This is a genomic window from Vescimonas sanitatis (genome assembly GCF_049060325.1).
Taxonomy (GTDB): domain Bacteria; phylum Bacillota; class Clostridia; order Oscillospirales; family Oscillospiraceae; genus Vescimonas; species Vescimonas sanitatis.
On record NZ_JBMGPW010000001.1, the window covers coordinates 385,597 to 411,305 of the forward strand.

Below are 25,709 nucleotides of genomic sequence, written 5' to 3' on the forward strand. Positions count from 1 at the left end.
TATGAACCCGAAAATTATGAAGCTCCGTGGAGAGCTGGAGAAGAACAAAGGCAAAATCTCTGATCTGCAAGGCCGCAACCGCGAGCTGGAAAAGCAGATTCGTGAGCTGGAGGACACCGACATCATCGGCATGGTGCGTGAGAACGGCATGACGATGGAGCAGTTTGCCGAGCTGTTCCGCCGTATGCAGGCCGCGCCTGCACCGGCCACTTCGGAAAAGGAGGCGTTGAACCATGACTAAGAACACACCACGCATTTTTATCAGCCTGCTGCTGATGCTCCTGTGCATCGGGATTCTCCCCGTTTCCGCCTTTGCCAGCGACGGTGATTATCCTGATGATGCGCTGCCCACCGCCGAAAGCAGCGCCGCAGACGCACAGGAAACAAAACAGATCGGCACGGTCACGACCAACGGCGGCAACCTGAACGTCCGCACCGGCGCGGGACTGGACAACACCGCGTTTACGCAGCTCCCCAACGGCACGGTGGTCGATGTGATTGGCAGGGACGGCGATTGGGTAAAAATCCTGCTACCTGCCCGTGTGGGCTATGTGTACGGCAGCTATCTGACCGTCACCGACGCCGCCGACAGCACCGTGAGCATCGGCGGCATGACGGGCGGCAGCGATGCGCTGACACCGGACGGCAACCTGACGCTGATCGATGATATTGGCACCAGCACCAAGGCGGGAAAACAGTTCATTACGCTGGAAAGCAAAAACGGCAATACGTTTTACCTGATTATTGACCGTGACGATGAGGGCGAAGAAACCGTCCATTTCTTGAATCAGGTGGACGAGGCTGACCTGATGGCGCTGACCGGCGAGGAAGAAACGCCCGCCGTCTGCTCCTGCACAACCAAATGCGTGTCCGGTGCGGTCAATACATCCTGCCCCGTCTGCGCGGTCAACATGACCGAGTGCGTGGGCAAGGAGACAAAGCCCGAAGTCCCTACCGAGCCGACAGAACCCACCGCCGAGGAGCCGGAGAAAAAGAGTGGTGTGGGCGGCATCCTTGTCGTTCTGCTGATCGTCGCACTGGGCGGCGGAGCCGCGTTCTACATCTTCAAGCAGAAAAAGGCCAAGCCGCAGACCAAGGGTAGCGCCGATCTGGACGATTATGACTACGGCGAGGACGAATACGAGTTTGAGCCGTATGAGGACGAATCGGAACAGGATACTACGGAGGATACGAACGCATGAGATATTTCACCAATAATCCGCTGGAACGCCTGATGATGCAGAAACCGAAAGCAGCGCGGGAGGATAGCCCTCCCGCCGCTGCCAAGGAACACTTCTGCTATGGCTGTAAGCGCTTCGGGCAGAACTGCATCCGCCCCTGCTACCGTGACGTAAAGAGAATGGAGGCTGCACCATGCGTCTTGTGATTGCCGAAAAGCCCTCTGTGGCGCAGAGCATCGCCGCCGTGCTGGGTGCGAAGTCACGTCATGACGGGTATCTGGAAGGCGGTGGTTACATCGTGTCGTGGTGCTTCGGGCATCTGGCTGAGCTGGCCGACGCCGCCGTTTACAATGCCGATGATGCCAAATGGACGCTGGCGGCGCTGCCCATCATTCCTACCTCGTTCCGCTTCATCGTCCGTGCGGACAAGCAGAAGCAGTTTGACATTCTGCGGGAGCTGATGCGCCGGGAGGATATGACCGAGGTGGTCAACGCCTGCGACGCTGGACGCGAGGGTGAGCTGATCTTCCGCACAGTCTACTGCCTTGCAGGATGCGCCAAACCTATCCTGCGGCTCTGGATTTCCTCTATGGAGGATGATGCCATCCGCAGCGGCTTCCAGCAGCTTAAATCCGGGCGTGACTATGACGGCCTGCATCAATCCGCCCTCTGCCGCGCCAAGGCCGATTGGCTGGTGGGCATCAATGCCACGCGGTATTTCTCCCTGACGTATGGCCGCACGTTGAACATTGGGCGCGTCATGTCGCCCACGCTGGCGCTGCTGGTACAGCGCGAGGCGGAGATCTCCGCATTTGCGGCAGAACCGTTCTACACCGTCCAGCTCGATTGCGGCTTTCCCGCCACGACAGGCCGAATGAAGGACAGGAAGGACGCCGACGCCATCGCCAACGCCTGCAAGGGCAAGGCAGTAACCGTCAAAAGCGTGGAGCGCAAGGAAAAGTCTGAGAAAGCGCCCGCGCTCTACGATTTGACCTCCCTCCAGCGCGACGCCAACCGCGTTCTCGGCTACACCTCTCAGCAGACCCTCGACTATCTCCAAGCGCTCTATGAAAAGAAGCTCTGTACCTACCCGCGCACCGACAGCCGCTTCCTGACCGACGATATGGAGGGCAGCGTCCCCGGCCTTGTCGCCGCCGCTGCCGCTGTCTGCGGCATGGAGAAGCCTCCGACCATCTGCGCCAAGCAGGTATGCAGCAGTAAAAAAGTCACCGATCACCACGCCATTGTTCCCACCATCAGCGCGGAAAAGGTAGATATGGCCTCTCTGCCGCTGGGCGAACGCGAGGTGCTGAAGCTGGCGGCAAGGGGCTTGCTTCGTGCGGTGGATGAACCACATCGCTACGCAGAAACGGTCATTACGGTGGAATGTGCCAGTCAGAGCTTCACCGCCAAGGGAAAAACCGTTCTTGCTCCTGGCTGGAAGCGCTATGAGCAGGAGCAGACGGAGGCAGCGCCCGCGCTGCCGGTGGTAACGGATAATCAGACGCTTTCCGTATCTGCCGCGTCGGTCAAGACCGGAAAAACCACGCCGCCCAAGCATTTCACCGAGGATACGCTGCTGGCCGCGATGGAAAACGCGGGCAAGGAGGATATGCCAGATGATGCCGAACGCAAGGGCATCGGAACCCCGGCGACCCGCTCCGGTATCATTGAAAAGCTGGTGTCCTCCGGTTTTGTGGAGCGCAGGAAGTCCAAAAAGATCACAAATCTGCTGCCCACCTCTACCGGCACGGCGCTTATCACCGTTCTGCCCGAACAGCTCCAGTCTCCGCAGCTCACCGCTGAATGGGAGCACCGCCTGAAAGAGATCGAGCGCGGCGAAATCGCCCCGGACAGCTTCATGGATGGGATCGCCGCCATGCTGAATGAGCTGGTGCAGACCTACAAGCCCATCCCCGGTGCGGAAGTCCTGTTCCCCTCCGGGCGTGAGGTGGTCGGCAAGTGTCCCCGCTGCGGAGCCGAGGTGACGGAATCACCGAAAGGCTTTTTCTGCGAGAACCGTGCCTGTTCCTTTGTTCTCTGGAAAAACAGCCGCTTTTTCACCGCCAAGAAAAAGGCGCTGACGAAATCTCTTGCCGCTGCGCTTTTGAAAAATGGCCGCGCCCCGTTGAAAGGCTGCTACTCGGAAAAAACCGGGAAAACCTATGATGCCGTCGTTCTTCTGGAGGATGATGGGCAGCACACGGGCTATAAGCTGGTGTTCGACAATGGCTGATGCGCCGCGTATGGATCACAAGCAGCTCCGCCGCGCCAAGAAGCTCATTCGGAAGCTCTGCTGTAATTACGATCACGGCAACTGCCTCGCGCTGGATGATGGAGAGCCTTGCGTCTGCATACAGGGTATTTCCTACTCGCTGCTGTGCAACTGGTTCCGAAACGCGGTACTTCCCGCCGACCATGAGCTGCTGGCCGACGTGATGCGGGAAAGGCCGGGAAAGCGCTGCGCCGTCTGCGGTAAGCCGGTCTATTCTTCCTCCAATCGCACCAAATATTGCCCCGCCTGCGCCAAGCAGGAGCGTCGAAAGCAGGACGCCAAACGGAAGCGTAAACAATACTGGAACCTCCGCAAATAGAGACTGGGAAAGCCCCGTGCCGCAAGGCTTTTTCCATGCCGGATTGCAAGTGGCTGCGTCATTCTATCCGCAAGCGCAAAAACGGCCTCTATCTGCGGAGAATTGCCCCTGTGCAGGATGTGTTTTCTTCTGCGCAGGGGCGCTATTTTTTCTGAAAGGAGATCATCATGGCTGAAAAACAAACCAACAAAGACCGGATGCGGGAGATCGTTGACAGCATCGAAAATGGCATCAAGGAGCTGTTCGAGAGCGATAAGTACCGGAAGTACCTTGCCACCATGAGCCGCTTTCACCGCTACTCGGTCAATAATACCATGCTCATCTATATGCAGCGCCCCGACGCAACCCATGTGGCGGGCTTCAACAAGTGGCGCGATCAGTTCGGCAGGAACGTCCTGAAAGGCGAAAAAGGCATTCGCATCATCGCTCCTACTCCCTATAAGAAAAAGGTCGAGGAAATCAAGACCGACCCCGAAACCAATGCGCCGGTGCTGGACGCAGACGGCAAGGCCATCATTGAGGAAAAGGAAATCCGTATCCCTATGTTCAAGGTGGTTTCCGTCTTTGACGTGTCGCAGACTTCTGGAAAGCCCTTGCCCCAGCTTGCCGCCGATCTGAGCGGCAATGTGCAGCAGTATGAGGTTTTCATGGAGGCGCTGCGCCGTGCTTCTCCCGTTCCGATGGAGATAAAGCCCGTTGCGCGGGATACGGACGGCTTTTTCAGCATTAAGGCGCAGAGCATCACCATCCGCGCCGGTATGAGTGAGGTGCAGACGGTATGCGCCGCCGTCCATGAGATTGCCCACGCCAAGCTCCACGACTACGAACACATGACGGAGCTTGCGGACGATGGTGAGACGATCCTTGTCCCCGGCGAAAAGAGCCGCAACACCGAGGAGGTCGAGGCCGAAAGCATCTCCTATGCGGTCTGCCAGTATTACGGCATTGAAACGGGCGAAAACAGCTTCGGCTATATCGCCACATGGTCAAAGGGCAAGGAGCTGAAAGAGCTTCGCGCCAGTCTGGAAACCATCAACAAGACGGCTTCCGAGCTGATTACGGACATTGACCGGCACTTTGCGGAGATTTGCAAGGAGCGCGGCATAGACCGGGAGAATTTGGCCGCTGCGGAGCAGCCAAGCGTGGAAGCGCCAGAGGCGGAAAAGCTCTACATGGTGGACAACGACAAATACATTCACGTTCAGCGCAGCGACACAGGCATTGATTACACCATCTATGACGCCGGTTCCGCAAAAGTGTTGGATGGCGGCGTACTCGACGGCACCGAACAGCAACTGTCCACAGCGGCGCTTGAGGTTTGCAAACTCCACAATATTGGCGGTGCTGCGCCGATCCGCCTTGCACCGCTGGAGCTGTTGAAAGACTTGCAGGAGGCAAACGAGTTGCCCCTCGGTGCTGGCGAACAAATCACCAGCACAGTCGTTGTTCCCACCGATGCGGCAGATAATATGCTCCCGGAGCTGGAACAGGCCGTCCCGATGCCTGACCCCACGCTGACGGTGGACGATATGCGCAGCTATGGGTATCTGGACGGCGATATGCTTCCGCTTTCCAAGGATCGGGCGATGGAGCTGCTGGAGCATGACATCACGGTTTATATGCTCTATCCCGACAACGCCGAGGAAATGGTCTTTGAAGCCGAGGACATCATCAAGCACGACGGAATGTTCGGCGTCACAAGACCGGATTGGGATGCGGTCAAAGGCCATATTCCTCCCCGCGATGTGGAGCAGCGTTTTTTGAACAGTCCCACCGATTCTATGGCGATCTACCAACTGCGCCGGGATGCGCCGGTGGAGCTTCGTTTTGCCAATCTCGGCAGTCTGGCCGCGCCGCCTGACCCTGCCAACTATGAAGCTGTCTATACCCGTGAGGTGTACCCGGACGATGATACCGGCAGAATCCTTGAAAACTTCTACTACATTTTTAACGACGAGCGCCCCGGCGATTTTGTGGGACACAGCCTCTCCGTCAGTGACATCGTTGCGCTGAAACAGGACGGCAAGGTATCCTATCACTACTGTGACAGCATGGGATTTCAGGAGCTGCCCGCCTTTCAGAAACCGGAGAATTATCTGAAAGCCGCCGAGATGTCGATGGAAGATGATTACGGCATGATCGACGGCATTATCAACAACGGCCCCAAACAGCCCACCGTCGCCGACCTTGAAGCACAGGTCAAGGCCGGTATGTCCATCTCCTTGATGGATTTGGCAGAGGCGGCACACCGGGAAAAGAAGAAATCTGTGCTGGAGCAGCTCAAAAGCCAACCGGCCCAAGAACGTCCACACAAAACAGCGCCCAAAAAGAGCGCGGAAAAGGAGCTTTGATATGAACATCACCTTTGAAGAACGCCAGCTTATGAGCCTCTACAACACCGGCACCCGCACGGGCTTGATCGCGGCGCTGGAGGAAATGCGCGGCTACCTCGCTGCGGATGAAACGGAGCTGCGGGAGCTGACGGACAGCGCCATCGCAAAGCTGCGCAGGATGAGCGACGCGGAATATGACGCGCTCGACCTGTTCCCCGATTTTGAAAAGGAGGATATGGATGCCGAGTAAAGTACAGCTCTATGCGCAGATGGCAGACCGCACGGCGGAGCAGATCACGGGAAGCTACCAGAAGTGGACGGCATTTCTGACCACCGCCGCAAGGCTGTATAAGTACCCCTACAATGAACAGCTCATGATTTTCGCCCAGCGCCCGGAAGCCACGGCCTGCGCGGAATACGACCTTTGGAATAAGCAGATGCGCCGCTATGTGCGGCGAGGCAGCAAGGGCATCGCCCTTGTGGATACCAGCAGCGACCAACCCAAACTCCGATATGTATTTGATGTTTCCGACACCAGCGGCGGCGAGAACTCTCGCCGCCCTTATCTTTGGGAATACCGGCAAGAGCATCGTGAGGTGGTATCTGCGGCGCTGGAACAGCGCTTCGATGTTTCCGGTGAAAACGGACTTGCCGATCAGTTGGAGCGTGTGGCGGCGCAGCTTGTAGATGAATACTGGCACGACAATCGGCGCGATATTGTCGGCATCGTTGACGGTTCCTTTTTGGAGGACTATGATGAGTTCAACATCGGAGCCGCTTTTCGGAACGCCGCCGTTGTCAGCACCACCTATACGCTGCTGTCCCGCTGCGGGATGCAGCCGGGAGATTACTTCGAGCATGAGGATTTTCTGAACGTCTTTGATTTCAACACCCCGCAGACCGTCGCCGCCCTTGGAACGGCCATCAGCCAGTCCAGCGAGCTGGTGCTGCGGCAGATCGAAGTCACCATCAAGAATTACGAGCGCGAGAAAATCGCGGAAAGGAGCGAAAGCCATGAGCGAACTGACCTACACCCGCAGCGGGGATTATCTGATTCCCGATCTGAGCCTGACCGAGCAGCCGCAGGCCCCGCTGGGCAAGTACGGCAGGATGCGGAAGAATTACCTGAAGGAGCATCGTCCGGTGCTGTGGAACAGCCTGCTGCTGTCCGAGAGGCTGTACCCCCATCTGCGGGAGATCGACGAGGCAGCGAACAACCGACTGGAACAGATGATGCCGGAGCTGATGAAGTCGGCAGGCGTGACGGAAGCGCTGAAAGCCAGCGACCCGATGAAGTGGGTAGGGCTGATGAACACGCTGAAAGCGCAGGCCGAGGAAACGATCCTCACGGAGTTGGTGTTCAGCTAACCATGTTCGATGCCCCTGCTGGGGCGCAGATGTCCTTCTTCCCCTCAGAGGCAGAACAAATTCAATCCATCGCAGAAGCGGAGAGTGTAACACCCTCCGCTTTTTCTATGTTCATTTCTCAGAATGATATTGACCACATCCTGCGCGCGGGCGGTAATGCGGATGCAACGCGGATGAAAATTGCTGCGGAATTCTCCAAGCAAAAACCTTTAGAGGATCGCGCGGCATTTCTGAAAGCTCTTTACCACGGCGGCAACGGCCTGATTACGGATAACGGCAGGTTTTCCGCATGGTACGGGGACGATGGTATCCATATTGCAACCGGAGATACCTCTCGCTATCTTCGCTCTGCACAAGTGATAGGCTGGGCAGATGCGGCGGAGCGTATTGAGGAACTTCTGGACGGCGGCACATTTGCCACCAATCTTGAAGTCACAGAAGCCCCGCGCTATGAGCGGCTGGGTATTGCTGTGGATGTCTGGAATCTTTATCACGATTTCTCGGATGAAGCAAAATCGCTGGGGTATCTGTCCTGCTTGGGCAATATCCATAGCACCAGCTTTCCAGAGGAAACGGAGCGCCTGACGGATGATCTGCTGAATCCGGAGTTTCGGGAAAGGCTTCTGGCAGAACACAGAGTATTTCTTGACGCATACCGTGAGAACCGGGAGCTTCTGCGTTTCCATTTCCACCGTCCGCAGGCGCTTCTTACATGTATGGAAGATCTGTCCCTTCCACGAAAGGAATTCCACTCCGATATGGAGGCTGTTCCAGCAACCGGCAGGTTTATCACCGAAGATGAAATTGCGGCTTCTCTTGCAAACGGAAGCAGCTTTGAAGGTGGAAAGACCCGCATCTATGCGTTTTTCCAGACTTCGCACACCCCCAAGGAGAATTCCGATTTTCTGAAAAAGGAATACGGCATCGGAGGACGCACCCATGCTGTATCCAGAGAAAGCGGCAGCTATGAAGATCACGGCAGCAAAGGCATTGTGCTGAAAAAGAACGGCTGTGCAGACATTCAGATGAATTGGAACAAGGTCGCTTCGCGCATCTCGGAGCTGGTTCGGTTGAACCGCTACCTTACGCCGGATGAGCAGGCAGCCTATGACAAGGAAATGGCGCAGGACGCCATGCGGAACGCGGTTTATAACGACTATAACGACGTAAAGGCGGCGTACCCCGATGAAATTGTGCTGTATCAGGTTGGGGACTTCTTCGAGCTGTATGGCGAGGATGCGCGGGCAGTTGCAGATGATCTCAGCCTTGAGCTGACGCGCCGCAATTTGGAGGGAGTAGGCCGTGTTACCATGTGCGGCTTCCCTGCAAAGGATTTGGAGAAATACGTTGAAAAGCTGCGGGAAAAGCATGATGTAACAATTTCGCGCATTGGCGATTCCAGCCATGAACACACGGCATATACGCTTCCGTCCATCGACCACGAGGCAGAACAGGCCATCAATGCCTATGAAGCGGAGTTCGGCGCGGATGGGACGCGGGTGTTCCGCGACCCCGCCGCCGAGCTGCCACCACAGCCTACCGTGCGAGAGCTGTTTGACGGGTACAAGCTGACCGTCGGCAACTCGCTTTCCAAAGATACGGCTTTTGTCAATGCCTGCCGCAATTCAGACCGCCAGAACGCTTATCTGGAGGGCGCGGACGCTATCCGTCGTATTGTCATGGCATCTGATGATCTCCAGCTTGTCCGCCTGTACTTTGATATGCCCGCGTTCCATAACCGGCTGCATCAGGAGCTTTTGGAGGAACTGTATCCCACGCTCGCAGCGACGGTCGCACCATCTCCCTATCAGATTACACAGGAGGACATTGACAACGCGCTTCTGGATTGGCACGACAACCTAAAGGGCAAGCAGGAAGTCGCACTATATATGCAGGCGCATGGACGAGAACGCAGCACCGCCGCATGGCTGGCTGCAAAATATGGCTGGGAAGATAGCAAAACCCCCATGTATATCCATGTAGGAAATGCCGAGCCGGTGACGCTCACATGGGCGCAGGTACAGCGGCGGTTGGCACAGCTCATCCGCGAGAATAAGTTTTATGATGAGAATGAGCGACTGCGGTTATTTTCACCTGACCGATACTCCATTCGTCTGCATCCCGGCGAGGGCGGAATTACCGGCATTTGGGATGAGGTGTTGGAACGGTTCTGCGGAGACGGGGAACAAACGCTCCGCTTTGCAGAACAGAATAACGCCATTGCTTACTTGGATGGCATCAAACGGGATATGGGAATTGAGCTATCCCCTCCGGCGTTTACAACACCGCTTGGCTATACTTATCATATTGGAGATCGTATTTCATCCATAGAGTTAGACCACATAGCAGCAGTCGGCGCTATCACGCGTGTAGATGAAGATCACGTCTGGCACACGTTACCGAACGCACCCGGACAGGAGCCGGTCAGCATCGACCGCAATTCCTTTGAACGCTACCTCGACACCAGATATTTCGAGGTTTCTGAACCGGAGCCGCAGCGCGTCATTGCGGCGCAGCACACAGAACAGCCAACCCCGGAGACGCCGCAAGCGGTTCAAACCCTTATGGGGCAGCGCGTGGAAATTGATGGTAAGCTCTATAATGTTGATTCCGCAGATGAAACTGTCGCGCATCTCAGCGTCGTTTCATCCTCCAGCGAGAGCAATCACGAGCCGGAACACAGAACCGAACCGGTTTCTGCTGTCCTCACACGAATTGCAGATCAGGGTCGTGAGCTTGCGCCGAATATTTCGGCATATCAGGCGCTTCGTGCAGAGCATCCCGAAAAGCTCATCGGTGTCCGTGTCGGAGAACGGCTGCTTTTTTATGGCGCGGATGCAAAACGAGCCGCCAGCGCTTTGAATCGCCGCCTGCTGCAACGCGATATTCCCGGTATGGGCGAAACCGCTGTGACCGGCTATGATTTTGGACAATGGGCAAGCGCCGCAAAGCGGCTGCTGGAGCATGGACACAGCTTCGTGTTTGCGCAGCCAAATGAAACCGACGGCTATGATGTTATCAACGAGGCCGATGCCAAGGAGTATATCCCCATTGGCATGGAGCTGGAGATTGACGGACGGAAGTTTGTCATTGACAGCGTAAATTTCGGCACGGATGAAGTATCTCTGCGCGATGTGACTTTTCAAAACAGGCAGGGCTTTCCCATCTTCCGCGCTGAACACATTGCGTTTATACGCTCGTTTGTTGAAGAGCAGGAACGGGAGCAGCCGCAGCCTGTCACCAAACCCGTCGCGTTCTATCCTGCCGAGAAAACGCACTTGCCCTACGACATAGAAATCCAAACGCTGCACATCCCGGAACCGGAGCATGACCCGCCCTCTGCGGAACCCGCCGAGCCTGAACCGCCCGCCATGAGCGATGAAGAAAGGCTGATTCTGGAGCAGGAAGGGCGCGCGGCACTCTCGGAAATGGGCGAGTTTGTGCCTGATTTTGATGATGCCATCTCACAGGCTGAGATCGACGAGCCTCCCGCACACCGTCCTGCGGTATCTATCCCCGTTGACGGCGAGTGGCAGGGCTTTCCCAGCGTTGCCGCTGCGGAGCAGGCCGCTTACGCTGACTTTAAGGCGGCAAGCCACCGCGACGCGCAGAATTTCCACATCACCGATGATGCCCTTGGCGTCGGCGGTGCAAAAGCAAAGTTTCGGGCAAATATGGCGGCGATCCGCCTCCTGCAAGAGCTGGAGTTTGAGGGCTTACAGGCCAGCCCGGAGCAGCAGGAAATCCTCTCCCGCTATGTGGGCTGGGGCGGTTTGGCAGATGCGTTCGATGAGAATAAGCCAAACTGGTCGGACGAGTTTGCAGAGCTGTACGCCACACTTTCCCCGGAGGAATACGCTGCGGCCAGAGCGTCCACGCTGAACGCCCACTACACCAGCCCCACCGTCATCAAGGCAATCTATGAAGCGGTCGGCAATATGGGCTTCCAGAGCGGTAACATTCTGGAGCCGTCTATGGGCGTTGGCAACTTTTTTGGCCTGCTGCCGGAGCAGATGCAGGGCAGCAAGCTCTACGGCGTGGAGCTGGACAGCATTACCGGGCGTATTGCCAAGCAACTTTACCCCAAGGCGGACATCACCATCGCAGGCTTTGAGACAACGGACAGAAAAGACTTTTACGACCTCGCCGTGGGCAACGTCCCGTTCGGACAATATCAGGTAGATGACCGGGCTTATAACAAGCTCGGTTTTTCCATTCACGACTACTTCTTCGCCAAAACCCTCGACCAAGTGCGTCCGGGCGGCGTGATTGCGTTCGTGACCTCCCGCTACACGATGGACAAGCAATCGCCCGAAGTCCGCAGGTACATCGCACAGCGGGCGGAGCTGCTGGGTGCCATTCGTCTGCCTAACAATGCGTTCAAGGCCAACGCCGGTACGGATGTGGTTTCGGACATTCTCTTTCTCCAAAAGCGTGACCGTCCCATTGAGATCGAACCGGATTGGGTACACCTCAGCCAGAATGGGGATGGCTTTGCCATCAACCGCTATTTTGTTGACCACCCGGAGATGATTTTAGGCAGGCAGACCTCCGAAAGCACCCAATACGGCAAGCAGGATTTCACCGTTGTCCCCATCGAGGGGCTGGAGCTTGCAGATCAGCTCCATGATGCCGTGAAAAACATTCGCGGCGCCTATCAGGAAGCGGAGCTGCCAGAGCTGGGCGAGGGCGAACAGATCGACACGTCCATCCCCGCAGACCCCAATGTGAAAAACTACTCCTACACCGTGGTGGACGGCGAGGTGTACTACCGGGAAAACAGCCGCATGGTCAAACCGGAGCTGAACGCCACCGCCGCCGAGCGCATTAAAGGCATGGTCGCGCTGCGGGATTGTGTGAATGAGCTGATTGCCCTGCAAATGGACGAGTACAGCGCAGAAAGCCGGATTCAGGAAGCGCAGGCCGAGCTAAACCGCCTCTATGATGCGTTCTCCGCAAAACACGGCCTAATCAATGAGCGTGCGAACCGTCTTGCGTTCTCTGACGATTCCTCTTACTACCTCCTGTGTTCGCTGGAAGTGCTGGATGACGACGGAAAGCTGGAGCGCAAGGCGGATATGTTCCATAAGCGCACCATCAAGCAGCAGCGCAGCGTAGATTCTGTGGATACCGCCAGTGAAGCCCTTGCTGTCTGCATCGGAGAAAAAGCCTGCGTCGATCTCAGCTTTATGGCCACCCTCATGGGCGGCAGCGAGAAAATCCCGCAGATCGTTGAGGATTTGAAGGGCGTCATTTACAAGGAACCAAACAGTGGCCCGTTTGACTTGGAGGACGGCGGCGAGCATTGGGCGAAGGGCTGGCAGACGGCGGACGAATATCTCTCCGGCAACGTCCGGCAGAAGCTCCGTACCGCGCAGCGCGTGGCAGCGCGCGACCCATTCTTCGCTGGGAATGTGGACGCCCTGATTGCTGCCCAGCCGAAAGACCTTGAAGCCAGTGAGATTGAGGTGCGGCTGGGTGCGACATGGTTTGATAAGAAGTACATCGAGCAATTCATGTACGAAACCTTTGAAACGCCCCGCTATCTGCGCGGACAGATCGAGATCAGCTATGTCCCGTACACCGCAGAATGGCAGGTTTCCCGCAAGAGCATGGTGCGCTACAACGACGTGGCGGCATTCACCACCTACGGCACAGACCGCGCCAGCGCCTACCGGTTGCTGGAGGATGCGCTGAATCTCCGCGATATTCGCATCTACGATACCATTGAGGACGCAGACGGACGGGAGCGCCGTGTCCTCAACGCCAAGGAAACCACCCTTGCCGCGCAGAAGCAGCAGCTTATCCGGGATGCGTTCAAGGACTGGATTTGGAAAGACCCGGAGCGGCGCGAAACGCTGGTACGGCAATACAACGAGGAAATGAACAGCACTCGTCCCCGCGAGTATGACGGCAGCCACATCGTTTTCTCCGGTATGAACCCGGAAATCACCCTCCGAGAGCATCAGAAAAACGCCATCGCCCATGTGCTGTACGGCGGGAATACGCTGCTGGCACACGAAGTTGGCGCGGGAAAAACCTTTGAAATGGTAGCCTCTGCGATGGAATCCAAGAGGTTGGGACTGTGCCAGAAATCCATTTTTGTCGTGCCGAACCATCTGACGGAACAGTGGGCGTCCGAGTTTTTGCGGCTCTACCCTTCGGCCAACATCCTTGTCACTACCAAGAAGGACTTTGAAACCCACAACCGCAAGAAATTCTGCGCCCGTATCGCCACCGGCGACTATGACGCCGTTATCATCGGCCACAGCCAGTTTGAGCGTATCCCCATCAGTCCGGAGCGGCAGGAACAGCTCCTTCACCAGCAGATTGAGGAAATCACCGATGGTATTCAGGATACCAAGCTCGCAGGCGGCAACAGCTTTACCATCAAGAGCTTGGAGCGCACGAAAAAGGGGCTGGAGGCGCGGCTGAAAAAGCTGCAAGCCAGCGACCGCAAGGATGATGTGATTTACTTTGAACAGCTCGGCGTAGACAGGATGTTTGTGGACGAGTCGGACAATTATAAAAATCTTTTCCTCTATACAAAGATGCGCAACGTGGCAGGGCTTTCCACCACCGATGCGCAGAAATCCTCGGATATGTTCTCAAAGTGCCGCTACATGGATGAGCTGACCGGCGGGCGCGGCGTGGTATTTGCCACCGGCACCCCGGTTTCCAACTCCATGACAGAGCTTTACACCATCCAGCGCTATTTGCAGCATGACCGGCTGCAAGAGATGGGTATGGGCCACTTTGATTGCTGGGCAAGCCGCTTTGGTGAAACCACCACCGCGCTGGAGCTTGCCCCGGAGGGCTATACTTTAGTAGGACGATAAATAATGCGTTCCTAAATTGAAAATAGGTTATCAAAGTCGGTTGCAGAATTTCAAAAAATATTTTTTTGATTCTTTGAAAAACAGTTCCGCTTTGTATCCCTATTTTCTCCTATTGGTAGAGGGAGTAATACTTTTAATACCAAAACAGATTACATAAAGAAAGGAGGATAAGAGAATGTCAAGGACTTCAAAGATTACAGCACTCTATGAGCGTTTATCAAGAGATGATGACCTCAATGGTGAGTCAAATTCAATCACCAACCAAAAGAAATACTTGGAAGATTATGCTCGCAGAAATGGGTTCACGAATATTCGCCATTTTACTGACGATGGTTTTTCGGGTGTGAATTTCAATCGTCCGAGTTTTCAAGAACTGATTAAGGAAGTAGAAGCAGGAAATGTCGCAACGATTATTGTTAAGGATATGAGCCGATTAGGACGAAACTATCTGCAAGTCGGCTTTTATACGGAAGTTCTGTTCCCACAGAAAGATGTCCGTTTTCTTGCAATAAACAACAGTATTGACAGCAACAATGCTTCGGATAATGACTTTGCCCCGTTTTTGAATATAATGAACGAGTGGTATGCCAAAGACACAAGCAATAAAATCAAGGCTGTATTTGATGCCCGTATGAAAGACGGAAAGCGATGTAGCGGTTCTATTCCCTATGGATATAACCGATTAGCAACCGACAAACAAACGCTTGTCGTTGACCCTGTGGCTTCTGAGGTGGTAAAGCGTATCTTTCTGCTTGCCAACGAGGGCAAAAGTCCGAGAGCAATCGCTGAATTGCTTACCGAAGAAAAGGTTTTAATTCCGGCAGCACACGCAAAGGAATATCACCCCGAACAGTATAATGGAACGAAGTTTTCAGACCCATATACTTGGGGAATGTCAACCATAAGAGCGATTTTGAGCAGACAGGAATATCTTGGTCATACTGTTTTGCGTAAGTCGGTCAGCACCAATTTCAAACTGCACAAAAGGAAAAATACCGATGAAGATGAACAGTATGTATTTTATAATACGCACGAGCCTATCATCTCGCAGGAACTTTGGGACAGCGTTCAGAAGCGAAAGAAACGAGCCAACAGAACAGCGGCAAGAGGAACGCACAGCAATCGTTTAAGCGGTTATCTGTTCTGTGCTGACTGTGGCAGAAGAATGACCTTGCAAACGCATTACAGTAAAAAAGACCGTTCGTTACAGTATTCTTACCGTTGCGGTGGGTATGCCAGCAGAGTAAACTCCTGCACTGCCCATTCGATTAGTGCTGATAATGTTGAAGCCTTGATATTATCGACTGTAAAACGATTATCAAGATTTGTTCTGAATGACGAAGAAGCCTTTGCAAAGGAACTTCAAGTATTGTGGAACGAAAAGCAGACAGAAAAGCCAAAGCACAATAAATCGGAGTTGCAGCGTTTTCAGAAGCGATACGATGAACTGTCAAAACTTATTCGTGGGTTGTATGAAAATCTTGTTTCGGGATTACTGCCCGAAAGACAGTACAAGCAACTAATGAAGCAGTATGATGATGAGCAGGCTGAACTGGAAACGAAAATTGAGGAAATGCAAAAGGAACTGACCGAAGAAAAGGCGAATACGGTTGATATTAAGCATTTCATTTCTTTGATACGCAAGTGCAAAGAGCCGACAGAAATTTCCGATTTGATGTTTGCCGAACTCATTGACAAGATTGTGGTTTATGAAGCAGAGGGTGTGGGAAAAGCAAGGACACAAAAGGTTGATATTTATTTCAACTATGTGGGGCAGGTCGATATTGCCTACACAGAAGAAGAACTTGCTGAAATCAAGGCACAGGAAGAACAGATTGAAATGGAACGACTGGCAAAACAGCGTGAGCGTGAAAAAGTTTACCGAGAGAAGCGAAAGGCGAAAAAACTCGCTGAAAACGGTGGAGAAATCGTAAAAGCAAAGGTATGCCCCCATTGTCAAAAGGAGTTTGTACCTACAAGCAACCGACAGATATTCTGTTCAAAGGATTGTTGCTATCAGGCAAGGCAAGACCAAAAGAAAGCCGACAGAGAAGCAGAAAAAGGAAATCATTATTATCGTCAGCGTGTCTGTGCTGTGTGTGGCAGTACCTACTGGCCTACACACAGTCAGCAGAAATTCTGTTCCGAAGAATGTCAAAAACAAAATCACAACGAAAAATCTTTGGAATTTTACCATAAGAAGCAAAAGGAGAAATCAAAATGCAAAGATTTATTACAGACGAAAGAACCGGTATCCAGTACGAACTCATCGGAGATTATTACTATCCCTGCTTGACGATAGAAAACGAAGAACCGCCCACTCTCACAAAATACGGAAGAATGAGGGAAAGATATTTAAGGGAACACAGGAAAATCTTGTATATCAATCTGCTTACAAGCGGAAAGTTATATGAACACCTTGCCGATATTGATACTTCGGCGTGTGATATGGCGGAGTATCTGATAAAGGAAATGGCAAGAAAGCAGGGTGTGACGGAAGAACTGAAAGGAAAGGATATGATGAAATGGATAGGATTGATGAACAATATCCGAGCCTGTGCAGATGAGATTGTATTGAACGATATTGTGTATTCTTAATAGCATACCAGCCGAAAAGGAACTGCTGTCTTAACGGATGGCAGTTTTTCTTTTTCGGGAAGTATTTAAGAAGTTATTAAGTCGTGAGTATAATCGAAGTGGCTAAGTTGAAAAATTCACAAAAATATGGTACAATACGTCTAAATCAGCGAGATAAATCCGAAGTTGTGGAGGTAAAATATAGATGAATCAAGGTAGATTTTATGCACTAATCAGAGATGATTTAACTTTATCAAAATATGATGGTGGTAAATGGGCATTAGAAAATATGGATTCAAATTATAATGATGTTATTAAAAATGCTATGGAAGATTATTTAAGTGATACAAATAATAGTTATGATAATACAAGATTAAAGGAATTTGCTGGGGAAGCAATTAGTTTAATTAATGATTGTGTAAATACTAATAAAATTAGAAAATAAAATAGTAGATGGAGTTGAGATAGATGGAATATAAATTATTAGAAGAACAAGATTTGGAACTTATGCTAGATTTTGTTGATGATGAAAATACAAAATATAATGTAGATGTTTTAAAAAAATTTATAGATAATAAAAATGATTTTGGATTTATTGCAAAGATAAATAATAAGATAGTAGGTTTTGCTTTTGGTTATATTTTATTAAAACCAGATGGAAGAAAAGTATTCTATCTTGACGCTATTGATGTTATGCCAGACTTTCAAGGCAAAGGTTATGGAACAGGTTTAATATCATTTGCTCGTGATTATGCTAAAACTATTGATTGTTATGAAATGTTTTTAATAACAAATAGAAGTAATATTTCTGCTTGTAAATGTTATGAAAAAGCAGGAGGAATAAATGACGCAGATGATGAAGTAGTGTATGTGTATGATTTTAGGGAGGAAAATTAATGGAAATAGTACAAGATAAAATAAGAATAAGAACTTTGACAAATGATGATTTTCCTTTAATGCTAAAATGGTTAACTGATGATAGAGTATTAGAATTTTATGGTGGTAGAGATAAAAAATATACATTAGAATCATTAAAAGAGCATTATACTGAAAAATGGGAAGATGAAGTATTTAGAGTAATTATAGAATATGATAATGTTCCTATTGGATATGGACAAGTATATAAAATGTATGATGAACTTTATTCTGATTATCATTATCCAAAAACAAATGAAATAGTTTATGGAATGGATCAGTTTATAGGAGAACCTGAATATTGGAGTAAAGGCATTGGCTCAAAATATACAAAAATGATTTTTGAGTTTTTAAAAAAAGAAAGAAATGCTAATGCAGTTATTTTAGACCCTCATAAGAATAATCCAAGAGCAATTAGGTCATATCAGAAATCTGGATTTAGAATAATTGAAGATTTGCCAGAACACGAGTTGCACGAGGGTAAAAAAGAAGATTGCTATTTAATGGAATATAGGTATGATGATAATGTTACAAATGTTAAAGCAATGAAATACTTAATAGAACATTACTTTGAAGATTTTAAAGTTGAAAGTATTAAGGTAATTGGTAGTGGATATGATAGTGTAGCATATTTAGTAAATGGAGAATACATATTTAAAACAAAATTTAGTGCTAATAAGAAAAAAGGATATGAAAAAGAAAAAGCAATTTATGATTTCTTAAATCAAAGATTAAATACTAATATAAAAATACCAAATGTAAAATATTCATATTTTAGTGATGATATTTCTATATTAGGTTATAAAGAAATAAAAGGAACTTTTTTAACACCAGAAATATATTTTGCTTTATCAAAAGAAAAGCAAGAATTATTAAAGCAAGATATTGCTATGTTTTTAAGACAAATGCACGATTTAGATTATAGTGAAATAAGTTTGTATACGATAGACAATAAACAAAATGTTTTGGAAGAATATCAATTACTCAAAGACACAATATATGATAGTCTTACTGATATTGAAAAACAATATGTAGAAGACTTTATGCAAAGATTACATAGTACAACTATATTTGATGGTAAAAAATGCTTATGCCATAATGATTTTAGTTGTAATCATTTATTACTTGATGATGAAAATAGATTATGTGGTGTAATAGATTTTGGAGATTCTGGAATTATAGATGAATACTGTGATTTCATATATTTACTAGAAGATAGTGAAGAAGAAATTGGTGTATCTTTTGGAGAAGATATATTAAGATTATATGGTAATATTGATATTTCAAAAGCGAAAGAATATCAAGATGTAGTAGAACAATATTATCCTATTGAAACTATTGTATATGGTATTAAAAATAATAGACCTGATTTTATAGAAAAAGGTAGAAAAGAGATTTATATAAGAACTCGCAAAGATGAAAAATTAAGGAAGTGATGATATGGTTAAAAACTATCCGGAAGAAGTAGAAGAACAAGTTGATAAAATAAAGAAAGTTTTATAAATGGTGGTACAAATGGATATATATGATTTAATGAAACAAGTTAATGACGCATTCAATCAAAGATACTGTTTCAGCAGTAAAAGAAAAAATAGTAAGCGGTACGGCTTTACTATTTTAGACAATCCCAGTTTGTCAGTATCTTAAATAGAATATATGTGACAGAAAACATCGTAGAAATACGGTGTTTTCTGTTACCCAAAACCCCACAATTTCATACATAACCACAGGTTAGTACGAATACCTTGTGTGATTTTTTGAAAGGCTTAGAAAGGCAATTTTGCCCGATTTTCGCCCCGAAAAATGACAGAAACAAGGCAGTAAGTATCTTCCCTGTGGTTTTTTTGTTTTCAGGCGGAAAGGAGGATTGATATGCCGAGAATGAGCAAGAAACGGAAACAAGAGTGGGCGTTGTTTCTGAATGAAAGAAATCGCATTACCTACAACGAACTTTGCAGAAAGTGCAGTAATGACTGCAAGCAGAGTTTCCGCTGTATCGTAGTGCTTTGCCCGAAGTATTTATCGAAAAGGAGAACGAAGAACAATGAAGCAGACGGAAAATGAAATGAATGTAAATGTACCTCTTGAAGTTATCAAGGCAAGTGAAATCGAACCGAAAGAAGTGAAATGGCTGTGGTATCCGTATATTCCGTTCGGCAAGGTTACGCTGTTGCAGGGCGATCCGGGCGATGGAAAAAGCAAGTTAATGCTTTCCATTGCCGCCCTACTCTCTAAGGGCGAACCTCTGCCCTTTACTGAAACGGAAGAAACCGAGCCTATGACTATCATCTATCAGACAACGGAAGATGACGCAGACGATACGGTAGTACCCCGATTTAATTCAGCCGGTGGGAATGGAGAAAATCTTATCTTCATCAAGGAAGATGAAAAGTCTTTATCCTTTGGGGATAACCGTATTGCTGAAGCAATCGAAAGGTATCACGCAAAACTTTTAATTCTTGACCCGATGAGTTCCTATATCGGAGAGAACTGTTCAATGAACAATGCCAACGAAACACGAGCAGAGTTTAATCATCTGATTGCGGTTGCGAAGAATACTGGCTGTGCAATCGTGATTATCGCTCATATGAACAAGATGAGAGATACCAATCCACTTTATCGTACCAATGGTTCTATTGATATTGCGGGTGCTGCAAGAAGTATTCTTGCAATCACACGCACACCGAACAAAGAAGCACCAGCGGAAAGATATATGGTGCAAGTGAAATCCAACCTTGCCCCGACAGGCTCTGCAATTCTCTTTGAGGTTGCAGAAAAAGGAGTGGACTTTATCTCTGAAATGGAAATGACAGCAGAAGAAGCGTTCCAATCCCTTGCCCCTAAAATGGGCAGACCGAACGATAAGGAAATCAAGGCAAAAGAATTTCTTTTGGAAATGCTGAAAGACGGAGAAATGCTTTCTTCGGATTGCGAAGAAAGACTTGAAGCCGCAGGGTTCAAGAAATCGACCATCAAAAAGGCAAAGAAGAAAGCAGGAGTTATCTCCAAAAAGAAAGGCTTTCTGTGGTACTGGTCTTTGCCGATGGGCGATATACCGAGAGAATAATGCAGGCTGTCTGATGAGTGGACAGTCTGTTTTTATGATTGAGGTATCATAAGGAGGTCAAGGGGGAACTCCCTTGCCCACGACATCTTTGCAGACGAAGTCTGAAAGTGTCATAGTGGGTTACACACATTCAAAGAATGTTGTGTAATGGCTTCGCCCCTGTCTGGAAAGGAGAGTAAAATGGCAAAAACCAACAAGGCAGATATGAGTTGTGCAAGGGTAAAACAGTACACCGCTTCTGATGTGAGCAAGGCGGAAAGGCACAACGAACGCAAGAATGAAACCTATGAAAATATGAATGTAATTGTGGAACGAATACCCTTTAATGTGCATTTCAAAAAACCGACTGCCCCGACCTATATGGAACAGTTAAAGCAGATGGAAACAGACGGGCAGGTGTCGCTTCGTGGGTTAAGGAAAGACGCAACACTCTTTAATGAGATTGTGATTGATGTGAACACGATGTACTTCGAGCGTAACGGTGGTTATGAATACGCAAAGCAGTTTTATGAAGAAGCCTATCATTTCATCGAAGAAAAATTCGGTGCTGACAATGTTATATCGGCAGTAATGCACGCTGATGAAATCAATGTAGCGGCAACCGAAGAACTTGGAAAAGAGGTTTACCACTATCATCTTCACGCTATGGTTCTGCCTGTGGTGGAGAAAGAAATCTTATGGAGTAAGCGTTGCAAAGACCCCGAACTGCGAGGAACGGTCAAGGCGGTTGTTAATCAGATAAGCCATTCAAAGAAATGGAAATCGGATATTCCGCTGACCGATGAAAAAGGAAATCCATTGCTAAGAAAGAACGGGAAACCGATGTTCCGAGCTTCGTACAGCATACTGCAAGATGAGTTGTTTCACTATATGACGGAACAAGGGTTCAAAGGCTTTCAGCGTGGCGAATACGGAAGTACGGCAGAGCATTTGACTTCCCTGCAATATCAAATCAAACAGGATAAAGAGCGATTGGAGAAGTTGCAGAAGCGTATTCAAAAGGAACAGGTTAAGTATGAGCCTGCCCGTCATATTTCCAAAACCTTAAACGAGATTGACAGTATGGGGCAGAAAACAATCACAGGTAAAATGGCAATCTCCAAAGAGGATTATTCTGAGCTGACTTCCCTTGCCAAAGAGGGCATTACCAGTCGTGCGGAAATCAATAAATTGGAGCAGAGTGCAAATTATTACCGACAGAAATATTTTGACAGTGCAAATGCACTGGAAAGAATGAAAACCAAATACAACGAACTGAAAGAAAAGTGCAGACCTTTTCTTGAAGCGTTGGAGCATTTCCCCGAAGTTGCTAAACTTTTTACCGAAAAAGTGAAGCAACTTTTTTCTTTTAAGGAAGCACAGGAACGAGCCGAAAAAGAAGCAAGGGAAAAAGAAAGACAGGAGCGTATCAAGGCACGAAGAAACAAGCGTGGTATGGAAAGATAACCATTTCCATTGTACTTGCAACTTAATGACTTCTTGATATGTTCAGATGAAACAGGCTGTATTTGTGGGGTGTTCTAAACGGAATGCCCCACAGTCAATTTATGAAAAGGAGAAACGGACGATATGAAAGAAAACACTTTATCTTATACAACACGAATAGGTAAAACCACTTTTATTGTAAATGTGAAGCAATCGGAAAGTGCGAAGAAGCCTTTGAATACGGTGTTTCAAGAAATATGCAGACACGAGATGTTGGGAGATTTTTCAGCGGATAAATATTTGAATTTAGAAAACTTACAAAAATCATCTTGACAAACTCGTTCCCGAGGGAACCGGCTACCGGGCAAGGACGCGCTTTGCAAAATTTTTCAACTTGCCCGAATTGATGAATCTGTTCAAAGAGGTCGCCGACATCAAAACGGCGGATCAGCTCCACTTACCCACGCCGGAGGTTGCGTATCACACCATCGCCACCAAACCCACACAGATCCAGCAGGACATGGTGAAAGCCCTCTCGGAACGAGCGTCCAAGGTACACAGCGGTGCGGTCAGCCCGGATGTGGACAATATGCTCAAAATCACCTCGGACGGACGCAAGCTGGGGCTTGACCAGCGCATCATCAATCCCATGCTCCCCGACGAAGAAACCACCAAGGTCAATCAGTGCGTGGCGAACATTCTCCAATACTGGCGTGACGGCGAGGAGGAAAAACTGACACAGCTTGTGTTTTGCGACATTTCTACGCCAAAGACCACGCCCTCGCAGCGGGCGGCAAAGGCTTCCCCCGGTACGCTGGACAGCCCGGAAATCCATGCGCTGGAGAGCGCGATTTCATTGGAGGAAAGCACGGAAACGCCGTTCACGGTCTATGAGGATGTGCGCCAAAAGCTCATTGACGCCGGTATGCCCCCGGAACAGATCGCGTTCATCCACGATGCCAATACGGAGGTCAAAAAGCGGGAACTGTTCGCAAAGGTACGCAGCGGTCAGGTGCGCGTCCTGATGGGCAGCACGGCCAAGATGGGCGCGGGCACCAACGTGCAGGATCGTTTGGTCGCACTTCACGATTTGGATTGCCCGTGGCGTCCCCGTGATCTCACGCAGCGAAAAGGCCGCATCGAGCGTCAGGGCAATCAGAACAAGCTCGTTCATGTCTGCCGCTATGTGACCGAAGGGACATTTGACGCCTACCTCTGGCAGACCGTTGAGAACAAGCAGAAATTCATCTCTCAGATCATGACCTCAAAATCCCCGGTTCGCTCCTGTGAGGACGTGGACGCTACGGCGCTGTCCTTTGCGGAGATTAAAGCGCTATGCGCCGGTGATCCCCGCATCAAAGAGCGCATGGATTTGGACATCGAGGTGTCCAAGCTCAAAATTATGAAAGCAGACCACAACAGCAAGCAATTCCGCTTGGAGGACAGTCTGCTGAAATACTTCCCGGAAAAGATAGAGGAACACAAGGGCTTTGTTCGTGGGCTGGAGGCGGATATGCAGACCCTCGCGGCGCATCCGCTCCCGGCAGAGGGCTTTGTCGGCATGGAGATTCGCGGCGACCGGCTCACCGATAAGGAAAACGCCGGTGCCGCGTTGCTGGATACCTGCAAGGAGGTCAAGGGCAAAGACCCGGTACAGATCGGCAGCTATCGCGGCTTTACCATGTCCGTTGCCTTTGATTCCATGTGGAAAACGTACACGCTGACGCTGAAAGGCCGGATGACACATCGCGTTGAACTCGGTTCGGATGCCAGAGGCAACCTTGTCCGCATCGAGAACGCGCTGGATAAAATGCCGGAGCGTTTGCGCAGTGTTCAGGATCAGCTTGAAAACCTCTATAACCAGCAGGCAGCGGCAAAGGCTGAGGTCGGTAAGCCGTTCCCGCAGGAGCAGGAGCTGACCGCAAAGACTGCACGGCTCATCGAACTGGATATGGAGCTTAATCTGGACGGCAAGGGACAGCCGCAGCCTGAGCAGGCGATTGCAAAATCGGCGCGGCCTTCCGTTCTGGACAGGCTGAAAGCGTCGCCTGTTCATGGTGCACCGGAAAAGCCCCACAAAAAAGAAATGGAGGCACGATAATGAAAAATATCCTCGTTTACAAACACCCGGCAGCCTACGCCAGAGAGCATGACGAGCTTGCTGCCTACCGCGCCTCCAATCAGGCAAACGCAGCCTGCAAGGAAGCGATTGAAGCCGCCATCCGCGACCACTACCGGGATAACCGGCTGGATACAGTGGCAGTCGATCAGGTGGTGCAGCAGTTCGGCTATGACCGCACGTTCCATGTCCTTGCCATCACCGTCTGTCAAGCGGACTGGGACAGACGCTATTCTCCCGACAACAGGGCTTGGGCCAACGCCATGTCCATCCCCGCCAATCCTGACGCATGGGGTACTGACCGCAACTGCTATCTGGCCGTCAGCAGCCATCCCGGTCTGGTCGATCTGTTTCTCAGCCAGACGCGCAAAGCCTACGCGCAGGAGCGGCAGAAAACCTCTGTCCGGGACAAGCTGAAAAAGCCGCCTGAAACAACTTCGCCGAAAATTTCGGCGAAGTCCAAAGCCCCGGAGCGTTGAGCGATGGCAAAACGCAAGCGGGACATTCAGCTCAAATTCCGCGTCACGCCGCAGGAACGGGAAATGATTGAAACAAAGATGGCACAGTTCGGCACCACCAACATGGCGGCGTATCTCCGCAAGATGGCGATTGACGGATACGTAGTAAAGCTCGATCTCCCGGAGCTGCGGGAGCTGGTGTCCCTGCTTCGGTATTCCAGCAACAACCTCAATCAGCTCACCCGCCGCGCCCACGAAACAGGCCGCATCTATGAGGCCGATCTGGAGGACATTCAGCAAAGTCAGGAACGGATATGGACGGCGGCAGAGAAAATCGTTTCCTCGCTGGCGGCGCTGAAATAAGTCGCAGGGGCGGCGGAATGACCGCCGCCCCTGTCCGCACAAAAGCCCTGCATTGTTGAAAAGCGCGTGTTGTCATGGTATTCTGATATTAGAAAAGCATAACGTCTTTGAAAAGGAGGCCGTCAAATGTCTATTCTGAAAATTATCCTTGTGCCGCTATCGCTTATCCTGTCCCTGTTCGTCTGGCTGTGCGCGGGGCTGCTGTCTTGCTCCGGCTTCGCGTTCAAGCTGGCAAGCGGCCTGCTCTCCCTGTTGGCCATCGCCGTGATGATTACCTACTCTGTAAAAAACGGCATTATCCTCCTTGTGCTGGCGTTTCTAATCAGCCCGATGGGACTTCCGCTGCTGGCGGTGCAGGGACTTGGCAAGCTGCAAGACGTGAACGCTGCCATGAAAGACTTCATCCATAGTTAAAGCGCAAGCCGGGGCGAACGCCTCGGCTTGTTTTCTCATAAATCTCGTTTTTGATT

At 50.2% G+C, this 25,709-nt stretch carries 20 protein-coding genes and 3 pseudogenes; all 23 read left to right on the forward strand.

Going from position 1 to position 25,709, the window contains the following annotated elements; translation table 11 throughout:
- The first annotated feature begins 1 nt into the window (after position 1).
- The 23 genes and pseudogenes from ACOMDU_RS02110 (at position 2) to ACOMDU_RS02225 (ending at position 25,653) form a co-directional block, all read left to right on the forward strand.
- Positions 2-241 (forward strand): DUF4315 family protein, encoded by a 240-nt coding sequence (locus ACOMDU_RS02110; RefSeq protein ID WP_007883194.1) that lies wholly within the window; start codon positions 2-4, stop codon positions 239-241.
- Complete coding sequence (locus ACOMDU_RS02115) at positions 234-1,202, forward strand: CD1107 family mobile element protein (RefSeq protein WP_421128805.1); 969 nt, start codon at positions 234-236, stop codon at positions 1,200-1,202. The genes ACOMDU_RS02110 and ACOMDU_RS02115 overlap by 8 nt, the downstream gene beginning before the upstream one ends.
- A complete protein-coding gene (locus ACOMDU_RS02120; protein ID WP_240287431.1) occupies positions 1,199-1,387 on the forward strand; it encodes a hypothetical protein in 189 nt (62 codons plus the stop codon). The genes ACOMDU_RS02115 and ACOMDU_RS02120 overlap by 4 nt, the downstream gene beginning before the upstream one ends.
- Positions 1,375-3,417, forward strand: a complete 2,043-nt coding sequence (locus ACOMDU_RS02125) for a DNA topoisomerase 3 (RefSeq protein ID WP_421128807.1) — start codon at positions 1,375-1,377, stop codon at positions 3,415-3,417. Before ACOMDU_RS02120 ends, ACOMDU_RS02125 begins: the two co-directional genes overlap by 13 nt.
- Positions 3,410-3,775 carry a cysteine-rich VLP domain-containing protein gene (locus ACOMDU_RS02130; protein ID WP_421128808.1) on the forward strand — a complete coding sequence of 122 codons (366 nt, stop codon included), beginning with the start codon at positions 3,410-3,412 and terminating at the stop codon, positions 3,773-3,775. The genes ACOMDU_RS02125 and ACOMDU_RS02130 overlap by 8 nt, the downstream gene beginning before the upstream one ends.
- A gap of 167 nt (positions 3,776-3,942) precedes the next feature.
- Complete coding sequence (locus ACOMDU_RS02135; protein ID WP_476718538.1) at positions 3,943-6,126, forward strand: YodL domain-containing protein; 2,184 nt, start codon at positions 3,943-3,945, stop codon at positions 6,124-6,126.
- Between the two features lies 1 nt (position 6,127).
- Positions 6,128-6,358 carry a transposon-transfer assisting family protein gene (locus ACOMDU_RS02150; protein ID WP_055270739.1) on the forward strand — a complete coding sequence of 77 codons (231 nt, stop codon included), beginning with the start codon at positions 6,128-6,130 and terminating at the stop codon, positions 6,356-6,358.
- Between the two features lie 764 nt (positions 6,359-7,122).
- Complete coding sequence (locus tag ACOMDU_RS02155; protein WP_421128809.1) at positions 7,123-7,476, forward strand: TnpV protein; 354 nt, start codon at positions 7,123-7,125, stop codon at positions 7,474-7,476.
- A gap of 758 nt (positions 7,477-8,234) precedes the next feature.
- Complete coding sequence (locus tag ACOMDU_RS02160; protein WP_476718540.1) at positions 8,235-14,315, forward strand: MutS N-terminal domain-containing protein; 6,081 nt, start codon at positions 8,235-8,237, stop codon at positions 14,313-14,315.
- 175 nt (positions 14,316-14,490) lie between these two features.
- Entirely contained in the window at positions 14,491-16,611 is a 2,121-nt protein-coding gene (locus ACOMDU_RS02165; RefSeq protein ID WP_004452872.1) for a recombinase family protein, read from the forward strand.
- Positions 16,536-16,913, forward strand: coding sequence for a TnpV protein (locus ACOMDU_RS02170; protein WP_032511034.1), 378 nt, complete (start codon positions 16,536-16,538; stop codon positions 16,911-16,913). Before ACOMDU_RS02165 ends, ACOMDU_RS02170 begins: the two co-directional genes overlap by 76 nt.
- Positions 16,914-17,097: 184 nt before the next feature.
- Positions 17,098-17,337 (forward strand): aminoglycoside adenylyltransferase domain-containing protein, encoded by a 240-nt coding sequence (locus tag ACOMDU_RS02175; protein ID WP_118306780.1) that lies wholly within the window; start codon positions 17,098-17,100, stop codon positions 17,335-17,337.
- A gap of 23 nt (positions 17,338-17,360) precedes the next feature.
- On the forward strand, positions 17,361-17,789 hold the full coding sequence (locus tag ACOMDU_RS02180) for a GNAT family N-acetyltransferase (RefSeq protein ID WP_004452860.1): 429 nt from the start codon (positions 17,361-17,363) through the stop codon (positions 17,787-17,789).
- Positions 17,789-18,313: pseudogene (aac(6')-I, locus tag ACOMDU_RS13790) on the forward strand (AAC(6')-Ie family aminoglycoside N-acetyltransferase); the annotation flags it as partial. The gene ACOMDU_RS02180 and the pseudogene aac(6')-I, both read left to right, overlap by 1 nt.
- Before the next feature lie 51 nt (positions 18,314-18,364).
- Positions 18,365-19,243 (forward strand): annotated as a pseudogene (gene aph(2'')-I / locus ACOMDU_RS13795) (APH(2'')-If/Ih family aminoglycoside O-phosphotransferase); the annotation flags it as partial.
- A 436-nt stretch (positions 19,244-19,679) separates the two neighbouring features.
- Positions 19,680-19,871: a hypothetical protein gene (locus ACOMDU_RS02190; protein WP_044906491.1), complete on the forward strand. Its 192-nt coding sequence runs from the start codon at positions 19,680-19,682 to the stop codon at positions 19,869-19,871.
- Positions 19,852-20,874 carry an AAA family ATPase gene (locus tag ACOMDU_RS02195; protein WP_004452858.1) on the forward strand — a complete coding sequence of 341 codons (1,023 nt, stop codon included), beginning with the start codon at positions 19,852-19,854 and terminating at the stop codon, positions 20,872-20,874. The genes ACOMDU_RS02190 and ACOMDU_RS02195 overlap by 20 nt, the downstream gene beginning before the upstream one ends.
- Positions 20,875-21,054: 180 nt before the next feature.
- Positions 21,055-22,320, forward strand: a complete 1,266-nt coding sequence (locus ACOMDU_RS02200; RefSeq protein ID WP_021391154.1) for a plasmid recombination protein — start codon at positions 21,055-21,057, stop codon at positions 22,318-22,320.
- Between the two features lie 123 nt (positions 22,321-22,443).
- Positions 22,444-22,632 (forward strand): transposon-encoded TnpW family protein, encoded by a 189-nt coding sequence (locus ACOMDU_RS02205; protein ID WP_004452856.1) that lies wholly within the window; start codon positions 22,444-22,446, stop codon positions 22,630-22,632.
- Between the two features lies 1 nt (position 22,633).
- A pseudogene (locus ACOMDU_RS02210) lies at positions 22,634-24,400 on the forward strand (helicase-related protein); the annotation flags it as partial.
- The gene (locus tag ACOMDU_RS02215; RefSeq protein ID WP_421128811.1) at positions 24,400-24,897 is read left to right on the forward strand and encodes a DUF3849 domain-containing protein; all 498 of its coding nucleotides are present in this window, start codon (positions 24,400-24,402) and stop codon (positions 24,895-24,897) included. The pseudogene ACOMDU_RS02210 and the gene ACOMDU_RS02215, both read left to right, overlap by 1 nt.
- A 3-nt stretch (positions 24,898-24,900) precedes the next feature.
- The gene (locus ACOMDU_RS02220; protein WP_101069705.1) at positions 24,901-25,239 is read left to right on the forward strand and encodes a plasmid mobilization protein; all 339 of its coding nucleotides are present in this window, start codon (positions 24,901-24,903) and stop codon (positions 25,237-25,239) included.
- Between the two features lie 126 nt (positions 25,240-25,365).
- Positions 25,366-25,653: a CD1845 family protein gene (locus tag ACOMDU_RS02225; RefSeq protein WP_421128812.1), complete on the forward strand. Its 288-nt coding sequence runs from the start codon at positions 25,366-25,368 to the stop codon at positions 25,651-25,653.
- Positions 25,654-25,709 lie beyond the last annotated feature (56 nt).

Bases quoted from the DNA above. Each gene is read 5' to 3' on its own strand.
- ACOMDU_RS02155 (WP_421128809.1), top strand. From the start codon at position 7,123: ATGAGCGAACTGACCTACACCCGCAGCGGGGATTATCTGATTCCCGAT.
- ACOMDU_RS02135 (WP_476718538.1), top strand. From the start codon at position 3,943: ATGGCTGAAAAACAAACCAACAAAGACCGGATGCGGGAGATCGTTGAC.
- ACOMDU_RS02170 (WP_032511034.1), top strand. From the start codon at position 16,536: ATGCAAAGATTTATTACAGACGAAAGAACCGGTATCCAGTACGAACTC.
- ACOMDU_RS02160 (WP_476718540.1), top strand. From the start codon at position 8,235: ATGGAGGCTGTTCCAGCAACCGGCAGGTTTATCACCGAAGATGAAATT.
- ACOMDU_RS02215 (WP_421128811.1), top strand. From the start codon at position 24,400: ATGAAAAATATCCTCGTTTACAAACACCCGGCAGCCTACGCCAGAGAG.
- ACOMDU_RS02205 (WP_004452856.1), top strand. From the start codon at position 22,444: ATGAAAGAAAACACTTTATCTTATACAACACGAATAGGTAAAACCACT.
- ACOMDU_RS02225 (WP_421128812.1), top strand. From the start codon at position 25,366: ATGTCTATTCTGAAAATTATCCTTGTGCCGCTATCGCTTATCCTGTCC.
- ACOMDU_RS02195 (WP_004452858.1), top strand. From the start codon at position 19,852: ATGAAGCAGACGGAAAATGAAATGAATGTAAATGTACCTCTTGAAGTT.
- ACOMDU_RS02175 (WP_118306780.1), top strand. From the start codon at position 17,098: ATGAATCAAGGTAGATTTTATGCACTAATCAGAGATGATTTAACTTTA.
- ACOMDU_RS02200 (WP_021391154.1), top strand. From the start codon at position 21,055: ATGGCAAAAACCAACAAGGCAGATATGAGTTGTGCAAGGGTAAAACAG.
- ACOMDU_RS02125 (WP_421128807.1), top strand. From the start codon at position 1,375: ATGCGTCTTGTGATTGCCGAAAAGCCCTCTGTGGCGCAGAGCATCGCC.
- ACOMDU_RS02180 (WP_004452860.1), top strand. From the start codon at position 17,361: ATGGAATATAAATTATTAGAAGAACAAGATTTGGAACTTATGCTAGAT.
- ACOMDU_RS02115 (WP_421128805.1), top strand. From the start codon at position 234: ATGACTAAGAACACACCACGCATTTTTATCAGCCTGCTGCTGATGCTC.
- ACOMDU_RS02150 (WP_055270739.1), top strand. From the start codon at position 6,128: ATGAACATCACCTTTGAAGAACGCCAGCTTATGAGCCTCTACAACACC.
- ACOMDU_RS02220 (WP_101069705.1), top strand. From the start codon at position 24,901: ATGGCAAAACGCAAGCGGGACATTCAGCTCAAATTCCGCGTCACGCCG.
- ACOMDU_RS02130 (WP_421128808.1), top strand. From the start codon at position 3,410: ATGGCTGATGCGCCGCGTATGGATCACAAGCAGCTCCGCCGCGCCAAG.
- ACOMDU_RS02190 (WP_044906491.1), top strand. From the start codon at position 19,680: ATGCCGAGAATGAGCAAGAAACGGAAACAAGAGTGGGCGTTGTTTCTG.
- ACOMDU_RS02165 (WP_004452872.1), top strand. From the start codon at position 14,491: ATGTCAAGGACTTCAAAGATTACAGCACTCTATGAGCGTTTATCAAGA.
- ACOMDU_RS02110 (WP_007883194.1), top strand. From the start codon at position 2: ATGAACCCGAAAATTATGAAGCTCCGTGGAGAGCTGGAGAAGAACAAA.
- ACOMDU_RS02120 (WP_240287431.1), top strand. From the start codon at position 1,199: ATGAGATATTTCACCAATAATCCGCTGGAACGCCTGATGATGCAGAAA.